The sequence below is a fragment of the Microbispora sp. KK1-11 genome, from assembly GCF_006874435.1.
Lineage (GTDB): Bacteria > Actinomycetota > Actinomycetes > Streptosporangiales > Streptosporangiaceae > Microbispora > Microbispora catharanthi.
On record NZ_VIRJ01000001.1, the window covers coordinates 35,003 to 55,093 of the forward strand.

Consider the following 20,091-nt stretch of genomic DNA (forward strand, 5'->3'; position numbering starts at 1 on the left):
GGAAGAATGGATCTCGAACCGCTCGCGAGCACGACGACCCGATCCGGAGGCCGGCCCGCGGATCCTTATGCGCGAATGGCCAATGGTAGCGTTTCGGTCATTTTCGGCACGACCCGCCGCCTTTATCGGCACCTGCTGACGATATGCGCCATGACCCTCGTCCCGGGCCTTGTGGCGCCGTTGGCCGTGCTCGTCGCCGCGGGCGGCCGGGTCGCAGTCGTCGGCGGAATCCCGCGATTCGTCGAGTCCTCACCGGTCTTCGGCGTGATCCTCGCCGTGTCCGCGGTGACCGCGATCGCATCAGGCCTCGCCGCCCTGGCCAGCGGCGCCCGTCTCGTGCTGGACTTCATCGACGGCCGTCCGTTGTCGGCCCGGCTCGCGGTGACGGCCGCCCTGCGCCGGCCGCGGACGTTCGCCATGCTCGTCATCCTGTTTGTGCCGGCCGTCGTCGTGCTGGTGGCCATCGGTGCGGCGCTGGCGGCCTCGGCGCCGTCTATCGTCCCGGCGGTGGTCGTGGTGACGGCGGTCGGCGTCACCATGCTGCCGCTGATGATCGCGTGGGCCGCACTGACCGATGGGGTTCCTCCGCTGCGCATGACGTGGCGGCTGATCTCCCGTGGCTACGGCGAAGCCGTCTGCATGCTGGCGCCGGGATACCTCGCCGTTCCCGTCCTGCTCCAACTGGGCCTGTTCGCACTGGGCGGACTGCTTCCCGCCCCCACCGACGGGCTGTTCCGCGACGCGGGACGGCTGACCGTGGCCGTCCTGCAGGCGCCGCTCCAGGCCGCCGCCTTAGGCTGCTGCTACGCCTACCTGCACCGGCTGGGGCCGGCCACTGTTGACGACCTCGACCGGGAGAAGGGCGACGACCGCGGCCACGAGCGCGTCGGGTGGCGGTGGCCGCCGATCATCGCGTGGCCGGCCGTACTGCTGGTCGCCCTGCTCCCCGGCCTGCTGCACGGTGCGTACGCGGCCGAGCCGCTCTCCTGGGCCCGAATGGCCGACAACGAGATCGGCGTCAAGGAGAGGGACGTGGACCACCCGTCGCGCACCGAGATCATGCTCGGCCCCGGCGGGAAGCCCGTCGTCTTCCGCGACGAGCGTCGCCCGGTGGTGGTGTTCTGCGGCGACGACACGTGTGGCGACCATGTCAGCGTCACGCTGGACGAGGACTTCCGCACCCATCCGGCGACGGTGGTCGCGCCCGACGGCTCGCTGGTCGTCGCGGGCTGGACGAGTGAGATCGGCGCCTCCCGGATGGAGTTGGTGATGTTCTCCTGCCGTCCGGACGGCTGCGTCCGGCGGCCGGGCGAGCCGCTGAAGGCCACCGAGTCGTCGGACGCGCGGGCCGCCGCCGTGGCGACACCGCACGGCCTCGCCATCGCCTGGAGCGCCTCTCTTCCCGGCCACGACAAGAAGCCGCTCTCCCGCGTCGAGCTCGCGCTGTGCGACGACGTCGCCTGTGCCCGGCGTCGCGTCGTCCCGGTGGGCGACATCACCGACAGCTTCACGCTGGAGGACATGGACGCCCGCGTCCTGGCCGTCGCCGCCTCCCCGGACGGGCGGCCGGTCGTCGCCTACACCGACCGGGGCGCCCACAAGATCGCTGTGGCGAGCTGCGAGTCCACGGCGTGTGCGCACCCGTCGATCCATGCGTTCGACCTGCCCGCGCTGACGAGGTACACCTGGCTGACCAGCAACCTGCGCACGCAGGTGGTGGTGCGGCCGGACGGCCGGCCGGTCATCGTGTACAGCGACCCCGGCGACGGCCACACCTCGACGATCCTGCTCTGCTCCGATCCGGCCTGTTCCGGCACGCCTCGTTTCGTGCCGGTGCCCGAGCTCGTCGCGGTGAGCGCGCCCGGCCTCGCCCTGGACGCCCATGGCCTCCCTCTGCTGGCCGGTTACCGCCGGAAGGGCGCCGCCCTGATCGATCTGGTCGCGTGCGAGGACCAGGACTGCGCCCGCCGCTCCGCCTCCCCTCTGCTGCCCGCCGGCGGGGTCGGGCAGTTCGACCTCGCCATCGGCTCCGATCAGCGGCCGCGCATTCTGTGGTACGGCACGGCCGATCCGGCCGGCGACAACGCGTATCACCTGCTCACCTGCGCCGACCCGCACTGCGCCCCATGAGGACCGGGGACCGGGACGCTGATCTGCCCGCGGCCCGTCTTCGCGCGACCGGGCCGCCGTCACGAGGGGGGAAATGAGTCTCGAATCGTCCACAAGCCCGGCGGCCCGATCGGAAGCGGGGTCGCAGGAGACGCTCGCCCAGCTGTGGGGCGAGCGCGTCCTCGAGATCGTGTACGGCACCGCGGGCCGCCTCTACCGGCCGTTGCTGGCCGTGTGCGCCATGACCATCGTCCCGGCCCTCATGGCGACGGCGGCCGTGGTCGTGGCCCTGGGCGACCGGATCGCCATCGTCAACGGAACCCCGCTGCTCCTGACGTCGTCGCCGGGCGTCCTGTGGGCGTACGCCGGGGTGCTGATCATCATGATCGCCGCCGGGCTCGCCTGTTCGGCCGCGGGCAGCCGCCTCGTCGTCGATCACATCGACGGCCGCCCGTCGTCGCCGGCGCGTGCCGTCCTGGCCGTCCTGCGCCGCCCGCACGCCTTCCTGCTGCTCGCCGCCGAGCTCACGCTGGCGGCCGGAGCGCTGTTCGTCCTGCTCGTCGTCGTGGCGGCGCTGGTGGAGTCGATCGTTCTGGCGCTGATCCTGGCCGCGGTGGCAGGCCTCTTCACGCTGCCCGCCCTGCTCGCCCTGACCGCGCTGACTGTGTCTCCGGGGCGCGTTCCTCCGCTGAGAACGGCGTTCCGCCTGGCCGCCCGCGACTACACGGGAACGGCCTGGAGGGTGGCGCTGGCGTGCCTCGTCATCCCCGGCCTGGCCCAGGCGGCCCTGTACGGCCTGCGCTTCCTGCTCCCGGTTCCCACCGGTGTGGCGATCGCCGACGCCGCACGGGTGACGGCGGCGGTCCTGCTCGCACCGTTCCAGGCGGCCACGCTGGGATGCTGCTACGCCTACCTCAGGGGATGGGTCGCGCCGGAGCCCACGACGACCGGCGAACCCGCCAGGCGGCGGACCAGGTCCTGGCCTGTCGTGGCCGCGCTGCTCCCCGGCCTGCTGTACGGAGTGTTCGCCGCCGCCAACCCGCTCGGGCGGGCCGAGGCGGTCGACAACGAGCTGATCGCGAAGGAGCTGTACCCGGGTCAGTCGATCAGCGCCCAGATCGTCATTGGCTCCGGCGGCCGACCGGTCGTTATCACCGACCAGGGCATGCCGAAGCCGGCCTTCTGCGGCGACGGCGCCTGCGCGCGGCAGGCCGCCGTCCCCCTGGGGGCCTACCTGGACGGGCAATCGGTCGCCACATCCATGCCCGACGACTCGGTGCTGATCCCCGGATGGGTGTACGAGCCGTCGCCGAGCGGCGACGTCGAACTCCACCTGTTCTCCTGCCGCCCCGGCGGCTGTGCGCGACGGCCGGGAAATCCGCTGCGGTTGGCGCGGAAAGGGTGGCTCCACGTGAACGTCGCCGCGGCCGCGACACCGGACGGCGTCGCCATCGCCTCGATCGCCCCCGAGCCCGGCTCCGACGGCGTTTTCGCGCGCGTCGCGCTCACGCTCTGCCGGGACGCCGCCTGCGCCGCCCCGCGGACCATCGCTGTCGGCCGCCTCCGCGACAGGGCCGCCGTCAGTGTGGACAACCGCACGGTCGCCGTCGCCGTCTCCCCCGACGGGCGCCCCGTGATCGCCTACGTCGACCGGGTCTCGCGGAAGACGACCGTGGTGAGCTGCGACACTCCCTCCTGCCCGCATCCGCGGACCCACGCGTTCACGGCATCCGGTTCGCCCGAGCCGGTCCTGTGGGGCTGGCTTAACCGCTCACTGCGGATCCAGATGGCGATCGGGCCGGACGGCAGGCCGGTGATCGTCGAGAATGACCCGGAGCGTGAGATCTCGAAGATCCTCTTCTGCCCCGACCGGGAGTGTTCCGGGCCCCCGCGGTCCGTGACCGTGTCCGAGATCGCCACGAGGAGCGCACCCGGCCTGGCCCTTGACGCCGCCGGCCGTCCGATCCTGGCCGGCTACGACACGGAGGACCTCCGGGTGACCGTCCTGGCGTGCGAGGACACCGGCTGCGCCCGCCGCCGGCTCACCCACCTCATTCCCGCGAACGCGTTCGGTCCCCTCGACCTCGTCGTCGGCCCCGACCGCCGCCTGCGCATCGTCTGGTACGGCACGCCCGATCGCGGGGGGACGCCCAGTTATCACGTCCTCACCTGCGCCGACACGTACTGCCGGAAGTCCTAGACGAAGCGCCTGGGCATCCCGAGGAGGGACATGAGTCTCGGAACGCCGGTGAGAACGACCCCAGGAGATCCTTCGACGACCTGCGACTCCAGGTCGCCGTCAGGTCGGACGGCAGACCGGTGATCGTCCACAACGGCGGTGGCACCGGGGACACGACCATCATGCTCTGCCGCGATGCGTCCTGTTCCGGGACCCCGCGGACGGTGTCGGCCTCCGAGCTGGTCACGCTGAGCGCCCCCGGCCTGGCCCTGGATCCGGTCGGCCGTCCCGTTCTGGCCGGATACGACGCGGCCGACCCACCGGTAGCCGTCCTGTTCTGCCGCGACGACGACTGCGTGGGGAGAGACGTTACCCACCTGATCCCCACGTCCCACGTGGGCGAGGCGGACGTCGCCATCGGTCCCGACCGACGCCCGCGCATCGTCTGGTACGGCACGCTCGATGGCAGGAGAGCTCCCACCTACCACCTCCTCACCTGCGCCGACGCCTGGTGCGGCCTGCGGCCGTCGCCGTCCTGACGAGCAGCCGTCGCCGATGGGGCAGCGGGCGGCTACGCCTTCTTCGCCGTGCCGATGATGAGCGGCCGGTGCTTCGCTGTCCTTCGAGGAGGCGTCCGGGCATCCCGCTGCGGTGGCCGGGTTCGCCGGTGCGGGCGCCATGGGGTCTGGGCGGAGCCCGGCGGGGGCGGGGGTGGACGCCGCGTGCGGGATTGGTACCGTTGCGTCCGACGCGCACCGCGCAGCGAAGTCCGGTGAGAACCCGGCGCTGTCCCGCAACTGTGGTTCCCCGCCCCCGGGGACGAGCCAGGTCGCCTGCGCCGTGCGCCGACGCCATCGACCCTCGTGGAAAAGGGTGATCCGTCGCTTCCAGCGGGTCCCTCGATTCCCGGCATTCCCCCTGATGGAGGACCTCGTGAGGCCCGTACGCACGGCCGTCGCGGGTGTGGTGCTGGGCGTGCTCGCTCTGGCCGGCTGCGGCCAGACCGACGGCGCCGCCACGTCCGCGACCCCCACCCCCGCCGCCTCGGACAGCGCCGGACAGGGCGCCTTCCCCGCCACGATCCAGGCGGGCAACGGCGCGGTGACCATCGCCAAGAGGCCCGAGCACATCGTGTCGCTGTCCCCGACGGCCACCGAGATCCTTTTCGCGATCGGCGCGGGCGCGCAGGTGACGGCGGTGGACGACCAGTCGAACTACCCGCCCGAGGCGCCCAAGACGTCGCTGTCGGGGTTCAAGCCCAACGTCGAGGCGATCGTCGCCGCCAAGCCCGACCTCGTGGTGCTCGCCAACGACCTGGAGGGCGTGGTCGCCGGGCTCGGCAAGGTCGGCGTGCCGGTGCTGCTCGAACCCGCCGCCACCAGGCTGGACGACACCTACGACCAGATCAGGGACCTCGGTGCGGCCACCGGCAACGCGGCCAAGGCCGACGAGGTGGCGAGCGGCGTCAAGCAGAAGATCGACGCCCTCGCGGCGGCGGCGCCGAAGGGCAAGGAGCTGACGTACTACCACGAGCTGGACACCACGCCCTACGCGGCGACGTCGAGCACGTTCATCGGGCAGGTCTACGGCCTCTTCGGGCTGAAGAACATCGCCGACGAGGCTCCCGACGCGGCGGGCGGCTATCCCAAGCTGTCGGCGGAGTTCATCGCCAAGGCCGACCCCGACCTGATCTTCCTCGGCGACACCAAGTGCTGCGGCCAGAACGCCGCCGCGCTGGCCAAGCGGCCGGGCTGGTCCGGCCTGTCCGCCGTGAAGAAGGACCGCGTGGTGGAGCTGGACGACGACGTCGCCTCCCGCTGGGGGCCCCGGGTCGCCGACCTCGCGCAGGCCGTCAGCGATGCCGTGCAGAAGGCGGCGAGCTGAGCCGGTGGTGACGCGGACGCCCCTGGTGGTGCGGTGAGCGGTGAGGCCGGTGATGGCGTGATGACGCCGGCCCGGCCGCGCGGCCGGGCGCTGTTGGTCGCGTCCGCCGTGCTGGTGGCCAGTCTCGCCCTCGGCCTGATGGCGGGCGCGGCGGGCATCTCGCCCCGCGCCATCGCGCTGGCGCTGCTCGACCGGCTGCCGCTGGTGTCCGTGCACTCGGGCCTCGCACCGGTCGAGGAGGGGCTGCTGTTCCAGCTCCGGGTGCCGCGGGTGCTGCTCGCCGCCGTCGTGGGCGGGCTGCTCGCCACGGCCGGGGCCGGCTATCAGGGCGTGTTCCGCAACCCCCTGGCCGATCCTTACCTGCTCGGGGCGGCGGCCGGGGCCGGCCTCACGGTGACGCTCGTCGTGGTCTTCCTGGGCGGCGACGCCGGGGTGACCGCGGTGCCGATCGCCGCCTTCGCCGGGGCCGTCGGCGGGGTGTTCCTCGCGTACGCGCTGGGCCACACGGCGGGCCGGGGCGGTGGCACCGCCACGCTCGTGCTCGCCGGGGTCGCGGTCACCTCGTTCCTCACCGCCATCCAGACCTTCGTGCAGCAGCTCAAGGTGGACGAACTACAGCGGATCTACTCCTGGATCCTCGGCGACGTGGGCGGCGGCTGGGACCAGCTCCGCATGATCGCGCCGTACGCCGTGGTGTCGACCGTCGTCATGCTGCTGCACGGGCGGCTGCTCGACGTGCTGTCGGTGGGCGACGAGGAGGCGGTCAGCCTCGGCCTGCGCGCGGCGCGCGTGCGTTTCGTCGTGCTGCTGGCCGCCTCGCTCGCCACCGCGTCGGCGGTGGCGGTCAGCGGGCTGATCGCCTTCGTCGGGATCGTGGTGCCGCACGTGGTCCGGCGGCTCGCCGGCTGGTCCTACCGGATCGTGCTGCCGCTGTCGTTCCTCGGCGGTGCGGCGTTCCTCGTGCTGGCCGACACGATCGCGCGTACGGTGCTCGCGCCGGCCGAACTGCCGATCGGGGTGGTCACGGCGTTCGTCGGGGCGCCGTTCTTCGTCACCGTCCTGCGCGTGACCCGGCGGGTGGAGACGTGAGCGGGCGCGCCACGCCGGCCGTCGAGGCGCGCGGCGTGGGCGTCACGCTGGGCGGGCGGCGGGTGCTCACGGACGTCACGCTGTCGGCCGCGCCCGGCCAGTGGCTGGCGGTCATCGGGCCGAACGGCGCCGGCAAGTCCACGCTGCTGCGGGCCGTCGCCGGGCTGGTGCCGAGGGAGGGCGAGGTGCTCGTCGAGGGCACGGCCGTGGACGACCTGCGCCCGCGCCGGCGGGCCCGGCTGATCGCCTACGCCCCGCAGAGCCCGGCGCTGCCGCCCGACATGTCGGTCTACGACTACGCGTTGCTGGGCCGCACGCCGTACATCCCCTATCTCGGCAGCGAGAGCGCGCGGGACCGCGAGGTGACGCGGTCGGTGCTGGAACGGCTCGACCTGGACGGCTTCGCGTCCCGGCCGCTCGGGCACCTGTCCGGCGGCGAGCGGCAGCGGGTCGTGCTCGCCAGGGCGCTGGTGCAGCAGGCGCCGGTGCTGCTGCTGGACGAGCCGACCACGGCGCTCGACCTGGGCCACCAGCAGCAGGTGCTCGAACTCGTCGACCGGCTGCGCCTGGCCGACGACCTCACCGTCGTGACGACGCTGCACGACCTCAGCCTCGCCGCGCAGTACGCCGACGCGCTCGTGCTGCTCGCCGCCGGGCGCGCGGTCGCGGCCGGGCCGCCCGCGCGGGTGCTGGCCGAGCCGCTGCTGACCGAGCACTTCGGCGCCCGCGTGCGGGTGGAGCCGGGCCCCGAGGGGCGCCCGGTCGTCCACCTGGTCCGCCCGTCGATCTCCTCGATGGTGGAGGAGGAGGCATGACGGGTCTCCCGCGGCCGTCCCTCACGTACCGGGTGGAGGACGGCCGGCGGCTGGGCGCGCTGCTGTGGCGGTTCGGGCCCGGCTGGCGGATGATCTCCTCGGCCATGCTCGGCGGCGGCATCGGCCACCGCGAGTGGGTGCTGAACGCGCAGGTGGCCGCCGGTTACTCGCGCATGGACCCGGTCGAGCACATGGACGCGCTCGGTCCCGGCGGTGCCGGGGTCGGCATGATGACGGCGGCGCTGGTGGAGCGGTACGCCGCGGCGGCCGACGGGGGAGCGGAGGCCGTCGCCACGGTCGGCCTGGGCGTGCCGACCTGGGCGGCCGCGCCCGAGGGCATGCCCGACCCCGGCCTGCCGGCCGCGGGCGACGACGCAGTGCGCGACGACGCAGTGCGCGACGACGCAGTGCGCGTGCCGCGCCCGGGGACGATCAACATCCTGGTGGCCGTGCCGGTCGCGTTCTCCGACCCGGCGCTGGTCAACGCCGTCATGACGGTCACCGAGGCGAAGACGCAGGCGCTGCTGGAGGCGGGATTCCCCTGCACCGGGACCGCGTCGGACGCCGTCTGCGTCGCCGTACGGGAGGAGGGCCAGGCGGAGGCGTTCGGCGGCCCGCGCTCCGTCTGGGGCGCGCGGATCGCCCGCGCGGTCCACCGGGCCGTCCTCGACGGCGCGCGGGACTGGCGAACCTGGCGGGCCGGCTAGGCGCCGGGTGCTTACCCATCTCAAGCTGTCCCCGGGGCGTGGGTGCCGCGCGGATCGACCGGGCGCTGAGGGCGGTGGCGATGTCGGCGTCGGGCCGTGGCGAACCGTCCGCCGGGCACGGGCCACGGCTGCTTCAGCGAAGGGTCTGTGTGCCGATGACGGACAGCAGGTGCAGCTTGTCGTGGCTTTCGGTGCCGGGAACGGCGGTGTAGACGAGCAGCGAGTGGGCCTGGTCGGGGTCGACCAGTCTCTGGCACGTCAGCTCCAGGGCCCCGACTTCGGGGTGGATGAAGTGCTCGACCTTGTGGGGGCGTATCCCGATCTCGTGGGCCTCCCACGCTCGCCGGAACTCGTCGCTGCGGGCGAGGAGCAGGTCCGCGAGGTGTGCGGCTCGGGATTGCGGGCCGCGGAGGGTGACGATCTCGCGCAGCCCCGAGGCGTACATCCGTGTGAGGAATGGATGTTCTTCGGGCGCGTAGAGCTGCCGGGCGGCCGGATCGGTGAACCACCGGTACCCTGCGCTGCGGGCAGGTCCGGTGTACCGGGTCGTGTCGCCGGTGAGCGCGACGCCCATCGGGGTCTGCCGCAGGGTCTCGCCGAGCTCGGTGACGATCTCCGCGGGGGTGTCGTTCAGGCGGTCGAGAATGCGCAGCAGGCCGGGGCTGATGTGCTCGCCGACTCCGCCGCGGGCGGGCGGGTTGTGTCCCGCGAGGCGGAACAGATGGTCTCGCTCGTCGAGCGAGAGGTGCAGGCCCTGGGCGATCGAGGTGAGCATCTGGCTCGACGGCTGCGGTCCGCGTTCTCGCTCGAGGCGGGAGTAGTAGTCGGTCGACATGTGGCACAGCGTCGCGACTTCCTCGCGCCGTAGCCCGGTTGTCCTGCGACGGGGACCGCGCGGGAGGCCGACGTCCTCGGGTTGCAGCACCTTCCGACGGCTTCGGAGGAACTCCGCCAGCCCAGCGCGATCGATCATGCATTCCCTCCACTCGCGGTGCTGCCTCGTTTCTACCGTCCCCGCGTGACGGCAACCACGGACCGTTGATCCCCCTCTCCGGTCGGAGGAGCGGATGAGTCCGCATCCGTGGATCGGCGGTCCCTGGAACGGCGACGTGGCGTCCGGAACCGTGGATCCGGGACGACAACGCCAAGGAGCAGAGCAATGCCGCGTCAAGCGATCGACATCACCATTCCGGACCTGTCCGGGAAGCGCGTGCTCATCACCGGCGCCAGCGACGGAATGGGACTGGGAATGGCCGCGCGACTCGCCGCGGCCGGCGCAGACGTCCTCATGCCCGTCCGCAACCGCCGCAAGGGCGAGAACGCGATCGCCAGGATCCGCCAGAGCCTCCCGGACGCGAAGGTCTCGCTGCGCGGTCTCGACCTGTCGTCGCTCAAGTCGATCGAGGCCCTCGAAGACGCTCTGCGCGAGGAGGGCCGGCCTATCCACATCCTGATCAACAACGCAGGCGTGATGACCCCGCCGAGCCGGCAGACCACCGCGGACGGCTTCGAACTCCAATTCGGCACCAACCACCTCGGCCACTTCGCCCTCGTGAGCCGCATCCTCCCGCTGCTGCGCGCCGGCCACGCCCGCGTCACATCGCAGATCAGCATCGCCGCGAACCGCGGCACCATCAACTGGGACGACCTGAACTGGGAACGCGGCTACAACGCCACGCGCGCCTACCAGCAGTCCAAGATCGCATTCGGGCTCTTCGGTCTCGAACTGGACCGCCGCAGCAAGGCCCACGGATGGGGCATCACCAGCAACCTCTCCCACCCGGGAGTAGCCCCCACCAGCCTCCTCTCCGCCCGCCCCGAGCTCGGCCGCGACAAGGACACCAGCGGCCTCCGCCTGATCCGCGCGCTCTCGGCGAGTGGCATTCTCCTCGGCACCGTCGAGACCGCGATACTGCCCGCGCTCATGGCCGCGACCGACCCCGGCGCCGAACCCGGCACCCTCTACGGACCCAGCGGCCTCGGCAACCTCGGCGGCCCACCCGCCGAACAACGGATGTACTCCCGGCTGCGCAGCACGGACGACGCCGAGCGCATCTGGCAGATCTCGGAGCGACTCACCGAGATCACCGCTGCGACCGCTTGACCAACGCCGAGGCCCTCTTCGCCCCGGGGCCCGGCCGTTCGAAACGGGCTACGACGTGAAGGTGATGGTGTTCACCATGCGGTCGATGTTCGACCGGTCGAACCTGCCGGCCGGGCAGAAGAACGTGATCAGGACGGTCGTGCCCGTTTCGCCCTGCCGGACCAGGTAGGCGATGAATTCGAGCCGCCCGGCCTGCTGGGGGTCGCTGAGCACGCCCTCGATCCGGAACGCCGGCCTGGCTCCGACGGTCGTCGGTGTCGGCACGCCGTAGTAGGTGGTCACGCCGGGGAGCGCGGGGCCCAGGCTCTCCTGGAGCTCCATCGGCGAGTCCGAGGTGCTCAGCGTGTTGCTGACCTGGGCGAAAACGCCCGTGGCCCGATCCGGGTGGGCCGAGATGATGGGGTTCACCTTTGACCAGTCGGTGTTGCCCGGCACCGCGAACAGCGCGTCGAACTCGTTCAGGGACGGAGAGGCGATCATCCACTGGTCGGCGTTGGTCCTGGCCTCCCCCCAGGCCGAGGGGTAGGACATGGTGAACGGCGCCGCGGTGCTGCCCGGGTAGGTGTTCCACGTCGCGGCGGTGTCCCCGCCCCTGGTGAGCAGCAGCGCGGCGGCGACGGCGATGGACACCAGGACCGCCAGGCCGCCGATCAGCGGCCCGAGCGGCAGCCGCCGCCGGTGGTCCCGCGAGGCCGCCGACGCGACCGTCGCCTGCGAGTGCGGCGACCCGGGAGGGTACGACCCGTGCCCCTGCACCGCTCCCTGCGCCGCTCCCTGCGTTGGCCCCGCGGACGGGTGGCTCACGGGCGGGCGGGACGCCGCGGGCACCGCGCCGGAGGGATGGGAGACGGGCGGCGTGGTGCCGGGAGGGAACGAGGAGGGCGTGACCGGCGGATAGGACCCCTGCGGACGGGCCCCGGCGGATCCCGGCGATCCCGGGGATCCCGGAGGATCCGGGGGATACGACGGGGAGACCGGGGGATAGGAGGGGGATGCCGCCGCCGGGTCGCCCGCGCCGCCGCTGATCGCGTCGCGCAGCGCGGACACGAACGCCTGGCACGTCTCGAACCGCTCACCCGGCGACTTGGCCAGCGCTCGCGTGATCACGGCGTTCACCGCGTGCGGCAGGTCCGGCCGGTACGGCGTGAGCGGCGGCGGGTCGTGGGACACGTGGGCGTAGAGCAGCGCGAGTTCGGTGTCCCGCTGGAACGGCGGCTGCCCGGCGAGCGCCTCGTACACGACGCAGGCGAACGCGTACAGGTCGCTGCGGCCGTCGACCGGCAGGCCCCGGATCTGCTCCGGGGCGACGTAGCGCGGGGTGCCCATGAAGTGACCGTGGCTGGTCAGCCCGGCCTCGGCCGCGGAGCTCTTGGTGAGCCCGAAGTCGGTCAGGTAGACGTGGTCGGACCGCGTTACCAGGATGTTGGCCGGTTTCACGTCGCGGTGGACCAGGCCGTGGGCGTGCGCGGCGTCCAGCGCGGAGGCGATCTGCGCGAACAGCGGGTTGGCCCGCCCGACCGGCAGCGCGCCCTCCGACTGCACGAGTTTGCGCAGGTCGCTGCCCTCGACGTAGCGCATGGCGATGAACAGCAGGTCGTCGCGCTCGCCGGCCTCGTACACCGGGATGATGTTGGGGTGGTCGATGCTCGCCACCATCCGCGACTCGCGCACGAACCTGTCGCGGAAGCGGTCGTCGTGCGCGAGCTGGGGCGCGAGCACCTTCAGCGCGACGGCCCGCCCGAGCCGCTGGTCGCGCGCCCGGTAGACCGTCGCCATGCCGCCCCGCCCGACGACCGCCTCGACCGTGTAGTCGCCGAGCCGCCGCCCGACAAGCGGCGGCATCACGGGCCCCTCGGTCATGCGGTCTCCCCCTTGAACCTTCTGTTGATCACGAATCGACCGGGTTCCCGCAGAAGCCGCAGAAGCGGTGTCCCTGGCCCAGCCGCATGCCGCACTGCGTGCAGAACTTCAGCTGTGCCTGTCCCCGCGGCGGCGACGGGTTCGGCGGGTACGACTGCCCGTGCGGCGGCGAGGGGTCGGCCGGATGCGCGTGCCCGTGCGGCGGCGACGGGTCGGCGGGGTACGCCTGTCCGCCGGGCGGGGACGGGTCCGCGGGCACAGGAGTCGCCGGAGCCGGCCCCATGACCTCGGGAGACCGGGCGGCCTCGGCCCCGAACACCCTCGTCACGGCGTACGGCGGCCAGGAGTTCTCCCCGGGCGGGTAGGACCCGGCCTCGCCCGCGAGGTCCCCCCGCGCGGCGAAACCGTGCCCGTCGAGCCCCGGGTCCGTCTGGCCGCCGTTGCGGTGGGCGTCGCCGTCAGGCCGTGCGGCGGCGCTCCTGCGGCGCAGCAGCACGACCCCCACGACCAGCAGGGCGAGGACCACGACGCCGCCGGCCGCCCACACGTACGCCGGCACCGACGACTTCGGCTGCTGGGGAGCGGCCGGGCGCGCCGCCGGTCTGGCGCCGGCGTCCTCCGCCGTGCCCGCCTTGGACTGGGCGACCCGCAGGTGGTCGGCCGCGACCGCGTGGTCGGGCCGCAGGTTGAGCACCTGCTGGAGCGCCGGTATCGCGCCGCTGTAGAGCTTGTTGTGGTAGGAGGCGAGCGCGTTCTCGTAGACGACGTCGACCGGGCCGCGGCGGGGGGTGACCCCGGCGGCGACCAGCGCGCTGCGGATGTCGTCGGCGGGGGTGATGGTCACCGGCTCGTCGCCGCCCCCGGAGACGAACCCGACGACCTCGCTCTTGCCGTCGTCGATGAGTGCCGCGCCGGGCGCGCCGTCGTCGAGCAGCTTGGCGACCTTGTCGCGCTCCTTGAAGGTCCGGCTGCCCGGCGGGGCGAGGTGCGCGGTGTCGAGCTTGGGCGGCGTCTTCGCCGAGGGCCTGCTCGGGAGCGACATCACGTCGAGCGACTCGACCGCGCCGCCGATCGTCGTGCCCAGCGGGACCGTGGGCAGCGACTGCTTCTCGCCGCCCTTGGTGACCTTCAGCACGGCCGGGGACGCGGGGGACGACCCGCTGGTCAGTATCTGCGCGGGCAGGCCCCCGGCCGGCGGCGGATCGAGGTTGGGGTAGACGCTGACGTTCGTGGTGACGTCGGCGATGCACGTCGAGTCGGTCTGCTGCGGCGGGTAGCACGCCTGGAGCCGCCGGTCGAGGTCGGCGTCGTCCAGCGAGTGCCGCTTGAAGTCGGCCGGGATCTTCACTTTGAAGTATTCGGCGAACACCCGGTTGGCGGCGTACACCCGGGGGTCGTCGGCGGCCTGCACGACCTGGGTCGCGGTGACGACCACGCCGTCGGGCGTGACCGTGAAGCCGCTGCCCTTCGCCAGGTCGACGTCGTAGTCCCGGGCCAGCTGCTTGATCACGCCGCGGTCGTCGAGCAGTGTGATGCGGACGTGCGAGGAGGACTCCACGCGTACGGCGCCGGGGGTGACCCGGTCGGTGGAACCGCTGGGGTGCGGGTGGAGCATGGGCGCCGCGAGCGCCGAGAGCGCGCCCAGCCCCGCGATAAGGGAGTGCAGGCGGGGCATCTGCTTCTCCTAGGCCTGTTCGGAACGCTTCAAGCGTCTCAGCGCGGACAGTGCTCGACAAGGTGAGTATCGTGACCGACACCCACTTGATACAGGGCGATGATCGCGCCGTCGCTTGACGTTGACTTGCAGGCCGATTGCGGACGTCCGTTGCCTGATGCGCGCTGTGCCGGGCAGGGATTACTCTGCGCGCATGCGCTTGTCCCCCCTCCGCTCCGTCCCCCGCGTCGACCTCCTGATCGGCCTCGCGATCATCGCGCTGGGCACCCTTGAGGCGTTCACGGACGCCAAGGATTACGGCGCGGCCCAGAATCCCGAGCTGTGGTGGGTCGGGCAGGCGCTGGTCACCGGCGTCCTGGTCTGGTATCGCCGCAGGGCCCCGGTGGCGGTCTTCATCCTCATGATCCTCGCGCAGTACGCCTGGCACCGGCAGGGCAACGAGTCATGCCCGGTCTGGCAGCTCGCCGCGCTGCTCATCGTCTTCCACACGATCGGCGCGCATCTGCCGTTCAAACCGGGTGGGACCTGGGCCCTGGTGGGCATCCTCGTCTTCGACTCGGGGGCCGTCGACCACCGGTTCCTGCCGTTCCAGGAGGTCGTCTACCTCACCGTCATGTTCGGCTCGGCGTACGCCACGGGACTGGCCCTGCGCGGCTACCTCCTGCGCGCGCACCGGATGAGCGAGCGGGCGGCGCGGCTGGAGCTGGAGCGGGAACGCCGGGCCGCCGAGGCCGTCGCCGCCGAGCGCAACCGGATCGCCAGGGAGTTGCACGACGTGGTGGCCCACAGCGTGAGCATGATGGTCATGCAGGCCGGGGTGCTGCGCCGCCGGATGGGCGCGGGGCAGGAGGACGGCCCCTCGCCGGAGGCCGAGATGCTCGGCGGTATCGAGCGGGCGGGCCGGGAGGCGGTCGAGGAGCTGCGGATCATGCTCGGCGCGCTGCGGATGCCGCAGGACGAGGCGCTGCCCCAGCCGGGGCTCGACATGGTGCCCAACCTCATCTCGACCGTGGGATCCTCGGGGCTTCGCGTGACGCTGGAGACGGAGGGCGACCCCGTACGGCTCGCGCCCGGTCTCGACCTGTCGGCCTACCGGATCGTGCAGGAGGCCCTCACCAACGCGGTCAAGTACGCCGGGGACGCCGACGCGCGCATCCGGATCGCCTACCACCCCGACCGGCTGGAGCTCGAGATCATCGATAATGGCGGGGGCGCCGGGCCGGCGCTGTCCACCGGCAACGGGCTCATCGGCATGCGCGAGCGGGCCGAGCTGTTCGGCGGCTCCCTCGACGCCGGGCCGCTGCCGCAGGGCGGCTACCGCGTCCGCGCGACGCTGCCGATCTCCCAGGGAGTGCCGATGAGCGAGGCCACGAATTGACCATCCGCATCGTCCTCGCCGACGACCAGGCGATGATCCGGGCCGGCCTGCGCATGGTGGTCGAGAGCGAGCCCGGCATGGAGATCGTGGGCGAGGCCGCCGACGGCGCCGAGGCGGTCGCCCTGGCCCGCCGGGTGCAGCCCGACGTCGTGCTCATGGACATCTCGATGCCGCGCATGGACGGGCTCACCGCGGCCAGGCAGCTGCTCGACACGCCCCGGCCGCCCAAGGTCATCATGCTGACGACGTTCGACACCGACGAGAACCTGTACGCCGCGCTGCGCGCGGGCACCAGCGGCTTCCTGCTGAAGGTGTCGCCTCCCGAGCAGCTCGTGGAGGCCATCAGGGTCGTCGCGGCGGGTGACGGCCTGCTCGACCCCGCCGTCACCACGCGGGTGATCGCCTCCTTCGCGGGGCGGCACGAGCCGGTCCGGCCGCCGCAGCTCGCCGAGCTCACCCCGCGCGAGCTGGAGGTGCTGCGGATGCTCGCCCGGGGCCTCACCAACGCCGAGATCGCCAAGGAGCTCTTCGTCGGCGAGGCCACGGTCAAGACCCACGTCGCCCGCGTGCTCATGAAGCTGAACCTGCGCGACCGCGCTCAGGCGGTCGTGTTCGCGTACGAGTCGGGCGTGGTGACGCCGGGGTCGGCGCTCGGGTAGTACGACGCCCATTCGGCGTTCGTCATGCGCAGCACCTTGAGGCCGAGGTAGCCCATGGCGATGACGGGGGCGCCCCAGAACGGGATCGTCAGCGGGCTGTACGGCACCGGGATCGAGGCCACGTAGCCCACCGCGACGACGGCGGGCACCCACCAGTGGACGAAGCCGGTGCGCGAGACGGCCAGCAGGAGCAGCGGCAGGCCGAGCATGCCGAGGTAGATCCACGGCAGCGTGAAGCCGAAGATGACGCCGGGCAGGTTGAACACCTCGTCGAACATCTTCTGGCCCTGCTCGACCGGGTAGTGCTGCCCGAACCACCACTCCACGGGGTCCATGAGGAGCAGCGCCGAGACGCTGACGTAGCCGATGATCGTCATGCCCCCGGCGATGTGCCCGAAGACGACGGACTTCTTGCGCACCAGGTGCAGCAGGCCGAAGGCCGCGATCGGGACGAGCACCCAGCTCCAGTGGTAGAGCAGCGACTCCAGCTGGGCCAGGGCGGGGTTGTCGCCGTAGCTGACCATCTCGCGGTCGTCGCCCCAGGTGCCGGGATCGACGAGCAGCGCGACGAACTGCAGCAGCGGTGCGACGAACAGCAGAACTCCGGTGACGGTGCGCCGGAAGGCCACCGAGTCGGACAGTTTGAACATCGATCTTTCCCTTCGGGTCTGTCTCCCTACGGCCGGTGACGGTAGGTGAGCGATCCCCGGGGACTCGTCCGCCGCTCGGGTGATGTCTCCTCATCCGCTAGAGCGACTTATCGCCGCAAGGCTAGGTATGTGTATATTTTCCGGAAGACGGCTCACACTACGGGAGATTTTTCATGCAGGCTTTCCCGGCGGTCCTGTTCGACGAGGCGCACAGCGAGGCGTGGACGATCCGGCGAGAGGTCGCCGAGGCCATGAATCCCGCACACCCCGACGACAACAGCTATGCCGAGGCCGCCGGGGCGCTGCGGCGGCTCGGCCACACGGTGCGGGCGCACACCGAGGGCCCGATCACGCGGGACGTGCTGGCCGGGTGTGACGTCTTCGTGGTCGCGCACCCCTCGGCCGGGCGCTGGGAGCGCACCACCGGTGTCGGCAGCCCCGTCTTCTCCGCCGAGGAGATCGACGCGCTTGAGGCGTACGTCGCGGGCGGCGGCGGGCTGATCGTGCTGGCCGAGCACGAGCAGGAGAAGTACGGCAGCAACCTGGGCGAGCTGCTCGCCCGGTTCGGGGTCACGGTCGAGCACACGACCGTGCAGGACCCCGGCAACTGCCACAACACCGTGGCCACCTGGGTCCTCGGCGTCCCCACCGAGCAGGCCGTGACGGGGCAGGCCGTGACGGGGCAGGCCGTGACCGAGCAGGGCGGCGTGGCGCAGGACCTGCTGGCCGAGGTCCGCCGGGCCTGCTTCTACCGCGCCGGGACGCTGGGCGTGCCGGCCGGGGAGAGCGTCCTGTTCACGACCTCCGGGTCCGCCGACCCCGCGAACGCGCCGCTCGTCGCCGCCGTACGGCACGGCCGCGGCCGGGTGGTCGTCCTGGCCGACTCCGACCTGTTCGGCGACGACTCGATCCGCGACTACGACCACGAGAAGCTGTGGGGCAACCTCGTGACCTGGGCCGCCCGCGTGCCCGAGGCGTCCGGCGCCGCCCGCGGGTCCCGCCCCGAGGTGGCGGAGGAGTTCGCCCGGCTGAAGGCCGCCGTGGAGCGGCTGCGCCCGCTCCAGGCCAAGGACGGCTCGGTCACCGGGGACCACGACGAGGCCGTGTCGTGCATCAGCGAGATCGTCGACGGCATCGCACGGCTCGCGCCGCACTTCCCGCACGACGCCGAGTATCTCGACGCGGTGATGAAGGACTTCCGCGCGTGGGTGTCGGCCGGCCTCGGCAAGCCCGACTTCCTCGACTCGCTGAGCGTCTTCCACCCCGACGCCCAGCGGATCGACGGCCTGGAGCACCTGGTCGTCTTCCCGATGTACACCCAGAACGGCAACCCCGACCGCAACGTCGAGGCGGTGTGGATCCGGGTCGTGTGGCCCGACTGGCTGGCCGAGCTGGAGCGGGGCGGCTACGACAACCCGATGTTCGTGCCGATCACGTTCGTCGACTTCACCTCCGGCTACGACACCAACTCGGCCGTGCTGTTCCCCGAGACCGTCGTGGTGCGCCAGACCCCGCCGCGCTTCACCTGGGGCGGCATCTTCTGCGACCGCGAGGCGGCCCGGTTCCGCCGGGTCAGCGAGGCCGCCGCGGCCACGCTGAAGCTGGAGCTGCCGCCGGACGCCGCCCGGCTGCTGGCGTCCCAGGACCTCGCCCAGGACACGTTCGTGCTGTGGGACCTCGTCCACGACCGCACGCACAGCCACGGCGACCTGCCGTTCGACCCGTTCATGATCAAGCAGCGCATGCCGTACTGGCTCTACAGCCTGGAGGAGCTGCGCTGCGACCTCACGGCGTACGGCGAGGCCGTCAAGCTGGAGGCCGCGGGCGTGCCGCACGCGCGGTACGTGCAGTACGCCATCCTGTTCGACCGGCTGTTCCGCTTCCCCATCACCGGTGATCGGGTGCGCAACTACGACGGGCTCGGCGGCCAGCTGCTGTTCGCCTACCTGCACCGGCAGGGCATCGTGCGGTGGACCGACAACCGGCTCACGATCGACTGGTCGCGGGTCGCCGACGGCGTCGCCGACCTGCGCGGCGAGGTGGAGAAGCTCTACCGCGACGGCATCGACCGGTCCAAGCGCGCGCACTGGCTCGCCGCGCACGAGCTGGTCGCGACGTACGTCGAGCCCGACCCTGCATCCGCGTGGAAGCAGGGCGTCCAGGCGCTGCCCACCGAGCAGAAGGCCATGGTCGACGCCGTGCTGCCCGACGAGTTCCCCCTGAGCATGTTCTACGAGGCCCTGCGCCGTAAGCTCACCGACGTGGTGGAGTCGACCCGGGGCATCCGGGCGTGAACGTGGCCGGGGAGGAACGCGCGATGAGCAGGGTGATCGTGGTCATGGGGGCGGGCGGCCCGGCGGGCCGCGCCGTCGCCGCGAAGTTCGCCGAGCTCGGGGACACGGTCGTCGGCGTGGACAAGTCCGGCGCCGAGGGCTGTCTGGCCGTCGACCTGCTCGACCGGGACGCCGTACGCGGCCTGGCCGAGCGGGTGCGGGCCGAGCACGGCCGGGTGGACGGCGTCGTCCACCTGGTCGGCGGCTGGCGCGGGTCGAAGACCTTCGCCGACACCTCGCTCGACGACTGGGACCTGCTGCACGACCTGCTGATCAGGACCCTGCAGAACGTGTCGCTGGAGTTCGAGCCGCTGCTGCGGGCGAGCGAGGACGGCCGTTTCGCGATCGTGTCGGCCCGGGCCGCCCAGAAGCCGACGCAGGGCGGCGCGGTGTACGCGGCCGCGAAGGCCGCCGCGGAGGCGTGGACGCTGTCGCTGGCCGACGCGCTGAAGGACACCTCCGCCGCTGCGGTGGTCCTCGTGGTCAACGCGTTGGTGCACGATGAGATGAGGGCCGCGAACCCGGACAAGCCGTATCGGACCTTCACCGACGTGAAGGATCTGGCGGCGGCGGTCGCGGGCCTGTGGGACGAGGAGCCGGCTGCGGTCAACGGCCGCAGGATCGACCTCACGCCCTGATCTACGCTGCT

At 72.3% G+C, this 20,091-nt stretch carries 16 protein-coding genes; 12 read left to right on the plus strand and 4 right to left on the minus strand.

What is annotated here, in order from left to right:
• Nucleotides 1–150: 150 nt before the first annotated feature.
• From FLW16_RS00170 to FLW16_RS00200, 7 genes are all read left to right on the plus strand, one after another.
• Nucleotides 151–2,130: a hypothetical protein gene (locus FLW16_RS00170; protein WP_142556439.1), complete on the plus strand. Its 1,980-nt coding sequence runs from the start codon at nucleotides 151–153 to the stop codon at nucleotides 2,128–2,130.
• Nucleotides 2,131–2,203: 73 nt separating this feature from the next.
• On the plus strand, nucleotides 2,204–4,309 hold the full coding sequence (locus FLW16_RS00175) for a hypothetical protein (protein WP_142556440.1): 2,106 nt from the start codon (nucleotides 2,204–2,206) through the stop codon (nucleotides 4,307–4,309).
• Nucleotides 4,310–4,512: 203 nt separating this feature from the next.
• Entirely contained in the window at nucleotides 4,513–4,827 is a 315-nt protein-coding gene (locus FLW16_RS00180; RefSeq protein ID WP_142556441.1) for a hypothetical protein, read from the plus strand.
• A gap of 394 nt (nucleotides 4,828–5,221) precedes the next feature.
• On the plus strand, nucleotides 5,222–6,172 hold the full coding sequence (locus tag FLW16_RS00185; protein WP_142556442.1) for an ABC transporter substrate-binding protein: 951 nt from the start codon (nucleotides 5,222–5,224) through the stop codon (nucleotides 6,170–6,172).
• Between the two features lie 60 nt (nucleotides 6,173–6,232).
• The gene (locus tag FLW16_RS00190) at nucleotides 6,233–7,261 is read left to right on the plus strand and encodes an iron ABC transporter permease (RefSeq protein ID WP_139578104.1); all 1,029 of its coding nucleotides are present in this window, start codon (nucleotides 6,233–6,235) and stop codon (nucleotides 7,259–7,261) included.
• On the plus strand, nucleotides 7,258–8,076 hold the full coding sequence (locus FLW16_RS00195) for an ABC transporter ATP-binding protein (RefSeq protein WP_142556443.1): 819 nt from the start codon (nucleotides 7,258–7,260) through the stop codon (nucleotides 8,074–8,076). Before FLW16_RS00190 ends, FLW16_RS00195 begins: the two co-directional genes overlap by 4 nt.
• Entirely contained in the window at nucleotides 8,073–8,783 is a 711-nt protein-coding gene (locus tag FLW16_RS00200) for an adenosylcobinamide amidohydrolase (RefSeq protein WP_142556444.1), read from the plus strand. Before FLW16_RS00195 ends, FLW16_RS00200 begins: the two co-directional genes overlap by 4 nt.
• Before the next feature lie 133 nt (nucleotides 8,784–8,916).
• Here FLW16_RS00200 and FLW16_RS00205 read toward each other — a convergent pair whose 3' ends face one another.
• Nucleotides 8,917–9,756: a helix-turn-helix transcriptional regulator gene (locus FLW16_RS00205; RefSeq protein ID WP_142556445.1), complete on the minus strand. Its 840-nt coding sequence runs from the start codon at nucleotides 9,754–9,756 to the stop codon at nucleotides 8,917–8,919.
• A gap of 186 nt (nucleotides 9,757–9,942) precedes the next feature.
• Between FLW16_RS00205 and FLW16_RS00210 the strand changes: the two genes are divergently transcribed.
• Entirely contained in the window at nucleotides 9,943–10,887 is a 945-nt protein-coding gene (locus tag FLW16_RS00210) for an SDR family oxidoreductase (protein ID WP_142556446.1), read from the plus strand.
• A 48-nt stretch (nucleotides 10,888–10,935) separates the two neighbouring features.
• Here FLW16_RS00210 and FLW16_RS44325 read toward each other — a convergent pair whose 3' ends face one another.
• Together FLW16_RS44325 and FLW16_RS00220 are read right to left on the minus strand one after the other, a co-directional pair.
• Complete coding sequence (locus FLW16_RS44325) at nucleotides 10,936–12,747, minus strand: serine/threonine-protein kinase (RefSeq protein ID WP_260614712.1); 1,812 nt, start codon at nucleotides 12,745–12,747, stop codon at nucleotides 10,936–10,938.
• A 28-nt stretch (nucleotides 12,748–12,775) separates the two neighbouring features.
• Nucleotides 12,776–14,422: a zinc ribbon domain-containing protein gene (locus FLW16_RS00220; protein ID WP_142556447.1), complete on the minus strand. Its 1,647-nt coding sequence runs from the start codon at nucleotides 14,420–14,422 to the stop codon at nucleotides 12,776–12,778.
• A 193-nt stretch (nucleotides 14,423–14,615) separates the two neighbouring features.
• On the opposite strand from FLW16_RS00220, the gene FLW16_RS00225 reads away from it, so the two are divergent.
• Nucleotides 14,616–15,800: a sensor histidine kinase gene (locus FLW16_RS00225; protein WP_142556448.1), complete on the plus strand. Its 1,185-nt coding sequence runs from the start codon at nucleotides 14,616–14,618 to the stop codon at nucleotides 15,798–15,800.
• Nucleotides 15,797–16,459 (plus strand): response regulator transcription factor, encoded by a 663-nt coding sequence (locus FLW16_RS00230; RefSeq protein ID WP_142556449.1) that lies wholly within the window; start codon nucleotides 15,797–15,799, stop codon nucleotides 16,457–16,459. Before FLW16_RS00225 ends, FLW16_RS00230 begins: the two co-directional genes overlap by 4 nt.
• Here the strand turns inward: FLW16_RS00230 and FLW16_RS00235 are convergent.
• Nucleotides 16,399–17,109: a hypothetical protein gene (locus tag FLW16_RS00235; protein ID WP_142556450.1), complete on the minus strand. Its 711-nt coding sequence runs from the start codon at nucleotides 17,107–17,109 to the stop codon at nucleotides 16,399–16,401. The two genes, FLW16_RS00230 and FLW16_RS00235, sit on opposite strands and share 61 nt — an antisense overlap.
• Nucleotides 17,110–17,282: 173 nt before the next feature.
• Between FLW16_RS00235 and FLW16_RS00240 the strand changes: the two genes are divergently transcribed.
• Nucleotides 17,283–19,403, plus strand: a complete 2,121-nt coding sequence (locus FLW16_RS00240) for a DUF6421 family protein (RefSeq protein WP_142556451.1) — start codon at nucleotides 17,283–17,285, stop codon at nucleotides 19,401–19,403.
• A 23-nt stretch (nucleotides 19,404–19,426) separates the two neighbouring features.
• Nucleotides 19,427–20,080 carry an SDR family NAD(P)-dependent oxidoreductase gene (locus FLW16_RS00245; protein ID WP_142556452.1) on the plus strand — a complete coding sequence of 218 codons (654 nt, stop codon included), beginning with the start codon at nucleotides 19,427–19,429 and terminating at the stop codon, nucleotides 20,078–20,080.
• Nucleotides 20,081–20,091 lie beyond the last annotated feature (11 nt).

What these genes read in the sequence shown, in the direction of transcription:
- FLW16_RS00170 (WP_142556439.1), top strand. Translation starts at nt 151, where the DNA reads ATGACCCTCGTCCCGGGCCTTGTGGCGCCGTTGGCCGTGCTCGTCGCC.
- FLW16_RS00175 (WP_142556440.1), top strand. Translation starts at nt 2,204, where the DNA reads ATGAGTCTCGAATCGTCCACAAGCCCGGCGGCCCGATCGGAAGCGGGG.
- FLW16_RS00190 (WP_139578104.1), top strand. Translation starts at nt 6,233, where the DNA reads ATGACGCCGGCCCGGCCGCGCGGCCGGGCGCTGTTGGTCGCGTCCGCC.
- FLW16_RS00200 (WP_142556444.1), top strand. Translation starts at nt 8,073, where the DNA reads ATGACGGGTCTCCCGCGGCCGTCCCTCACGTACCGGGTGGAGGACGGC.
- FLW16_RS00205 (WP_142556445.1), bottom strand. Translation starts at nt 9,756, where the DNA reads ATGATCGATCGCGCTGGGCTGGCGGAGTTCCTCCGAAGCCGTCGGAAG.
- FLW16_RS00210 (WP_142556446.1), top strand. Translation starts at nt 9,943, where the DNA reads ATGCCGCGTCAAGCGATCGACATCACCATTCCGGACCTGTCCGGGAAG.
- FLW16_RS44325 (WP_260614712.1), bottom strand. Translation starts at nt 12,747, where the DNA reads ATGACCGAGGGGCCCGTGATGCCGCCGCTTGTCGGGCGGCGGCTCGGC.
- FLW16_RS00220 (WP_142556447.1), bottom strand. Translation starts at nt 14,422, where the DNA reads ATGCCCCGCCTGCACTCCCTTATCGCGGGGCTGGGCGCGCTCTCGGCG.
- FLW16_RS00225 (WP_142556448.1), top strand. Translation starts at nt 14,616, where the DNA reads ATGCGCTTGTCCCCCCTCCGCTCCGTCCCCCGCGTCGACCTCCTGATC.
- FLW16_RS00235 (WP_142556450.1), bottom strand. Translation starts at nt 17,109, where the DNA reads ATGTTCAAACTGTCCGACTCGGTGGCCTTCCGGCGCACCGTCACCGGA.
- FLW16_RS00240 (WP_142556451.1), top strand. Translation starts at nt 17,283, where the DNA reads ATGCAGGCTTTCCCGGCGGTCCTGTTCGACGAGGCGCACAGCGAGGCG.
- FLW16_RS00245 (WP_142556452.1), top strand. Translation starts at nt 19,427, where the DNA reads ATGAGCAGGGTGATCGTGGTCATGGGGGCGGGCGGCCCGGCGGGCCGC.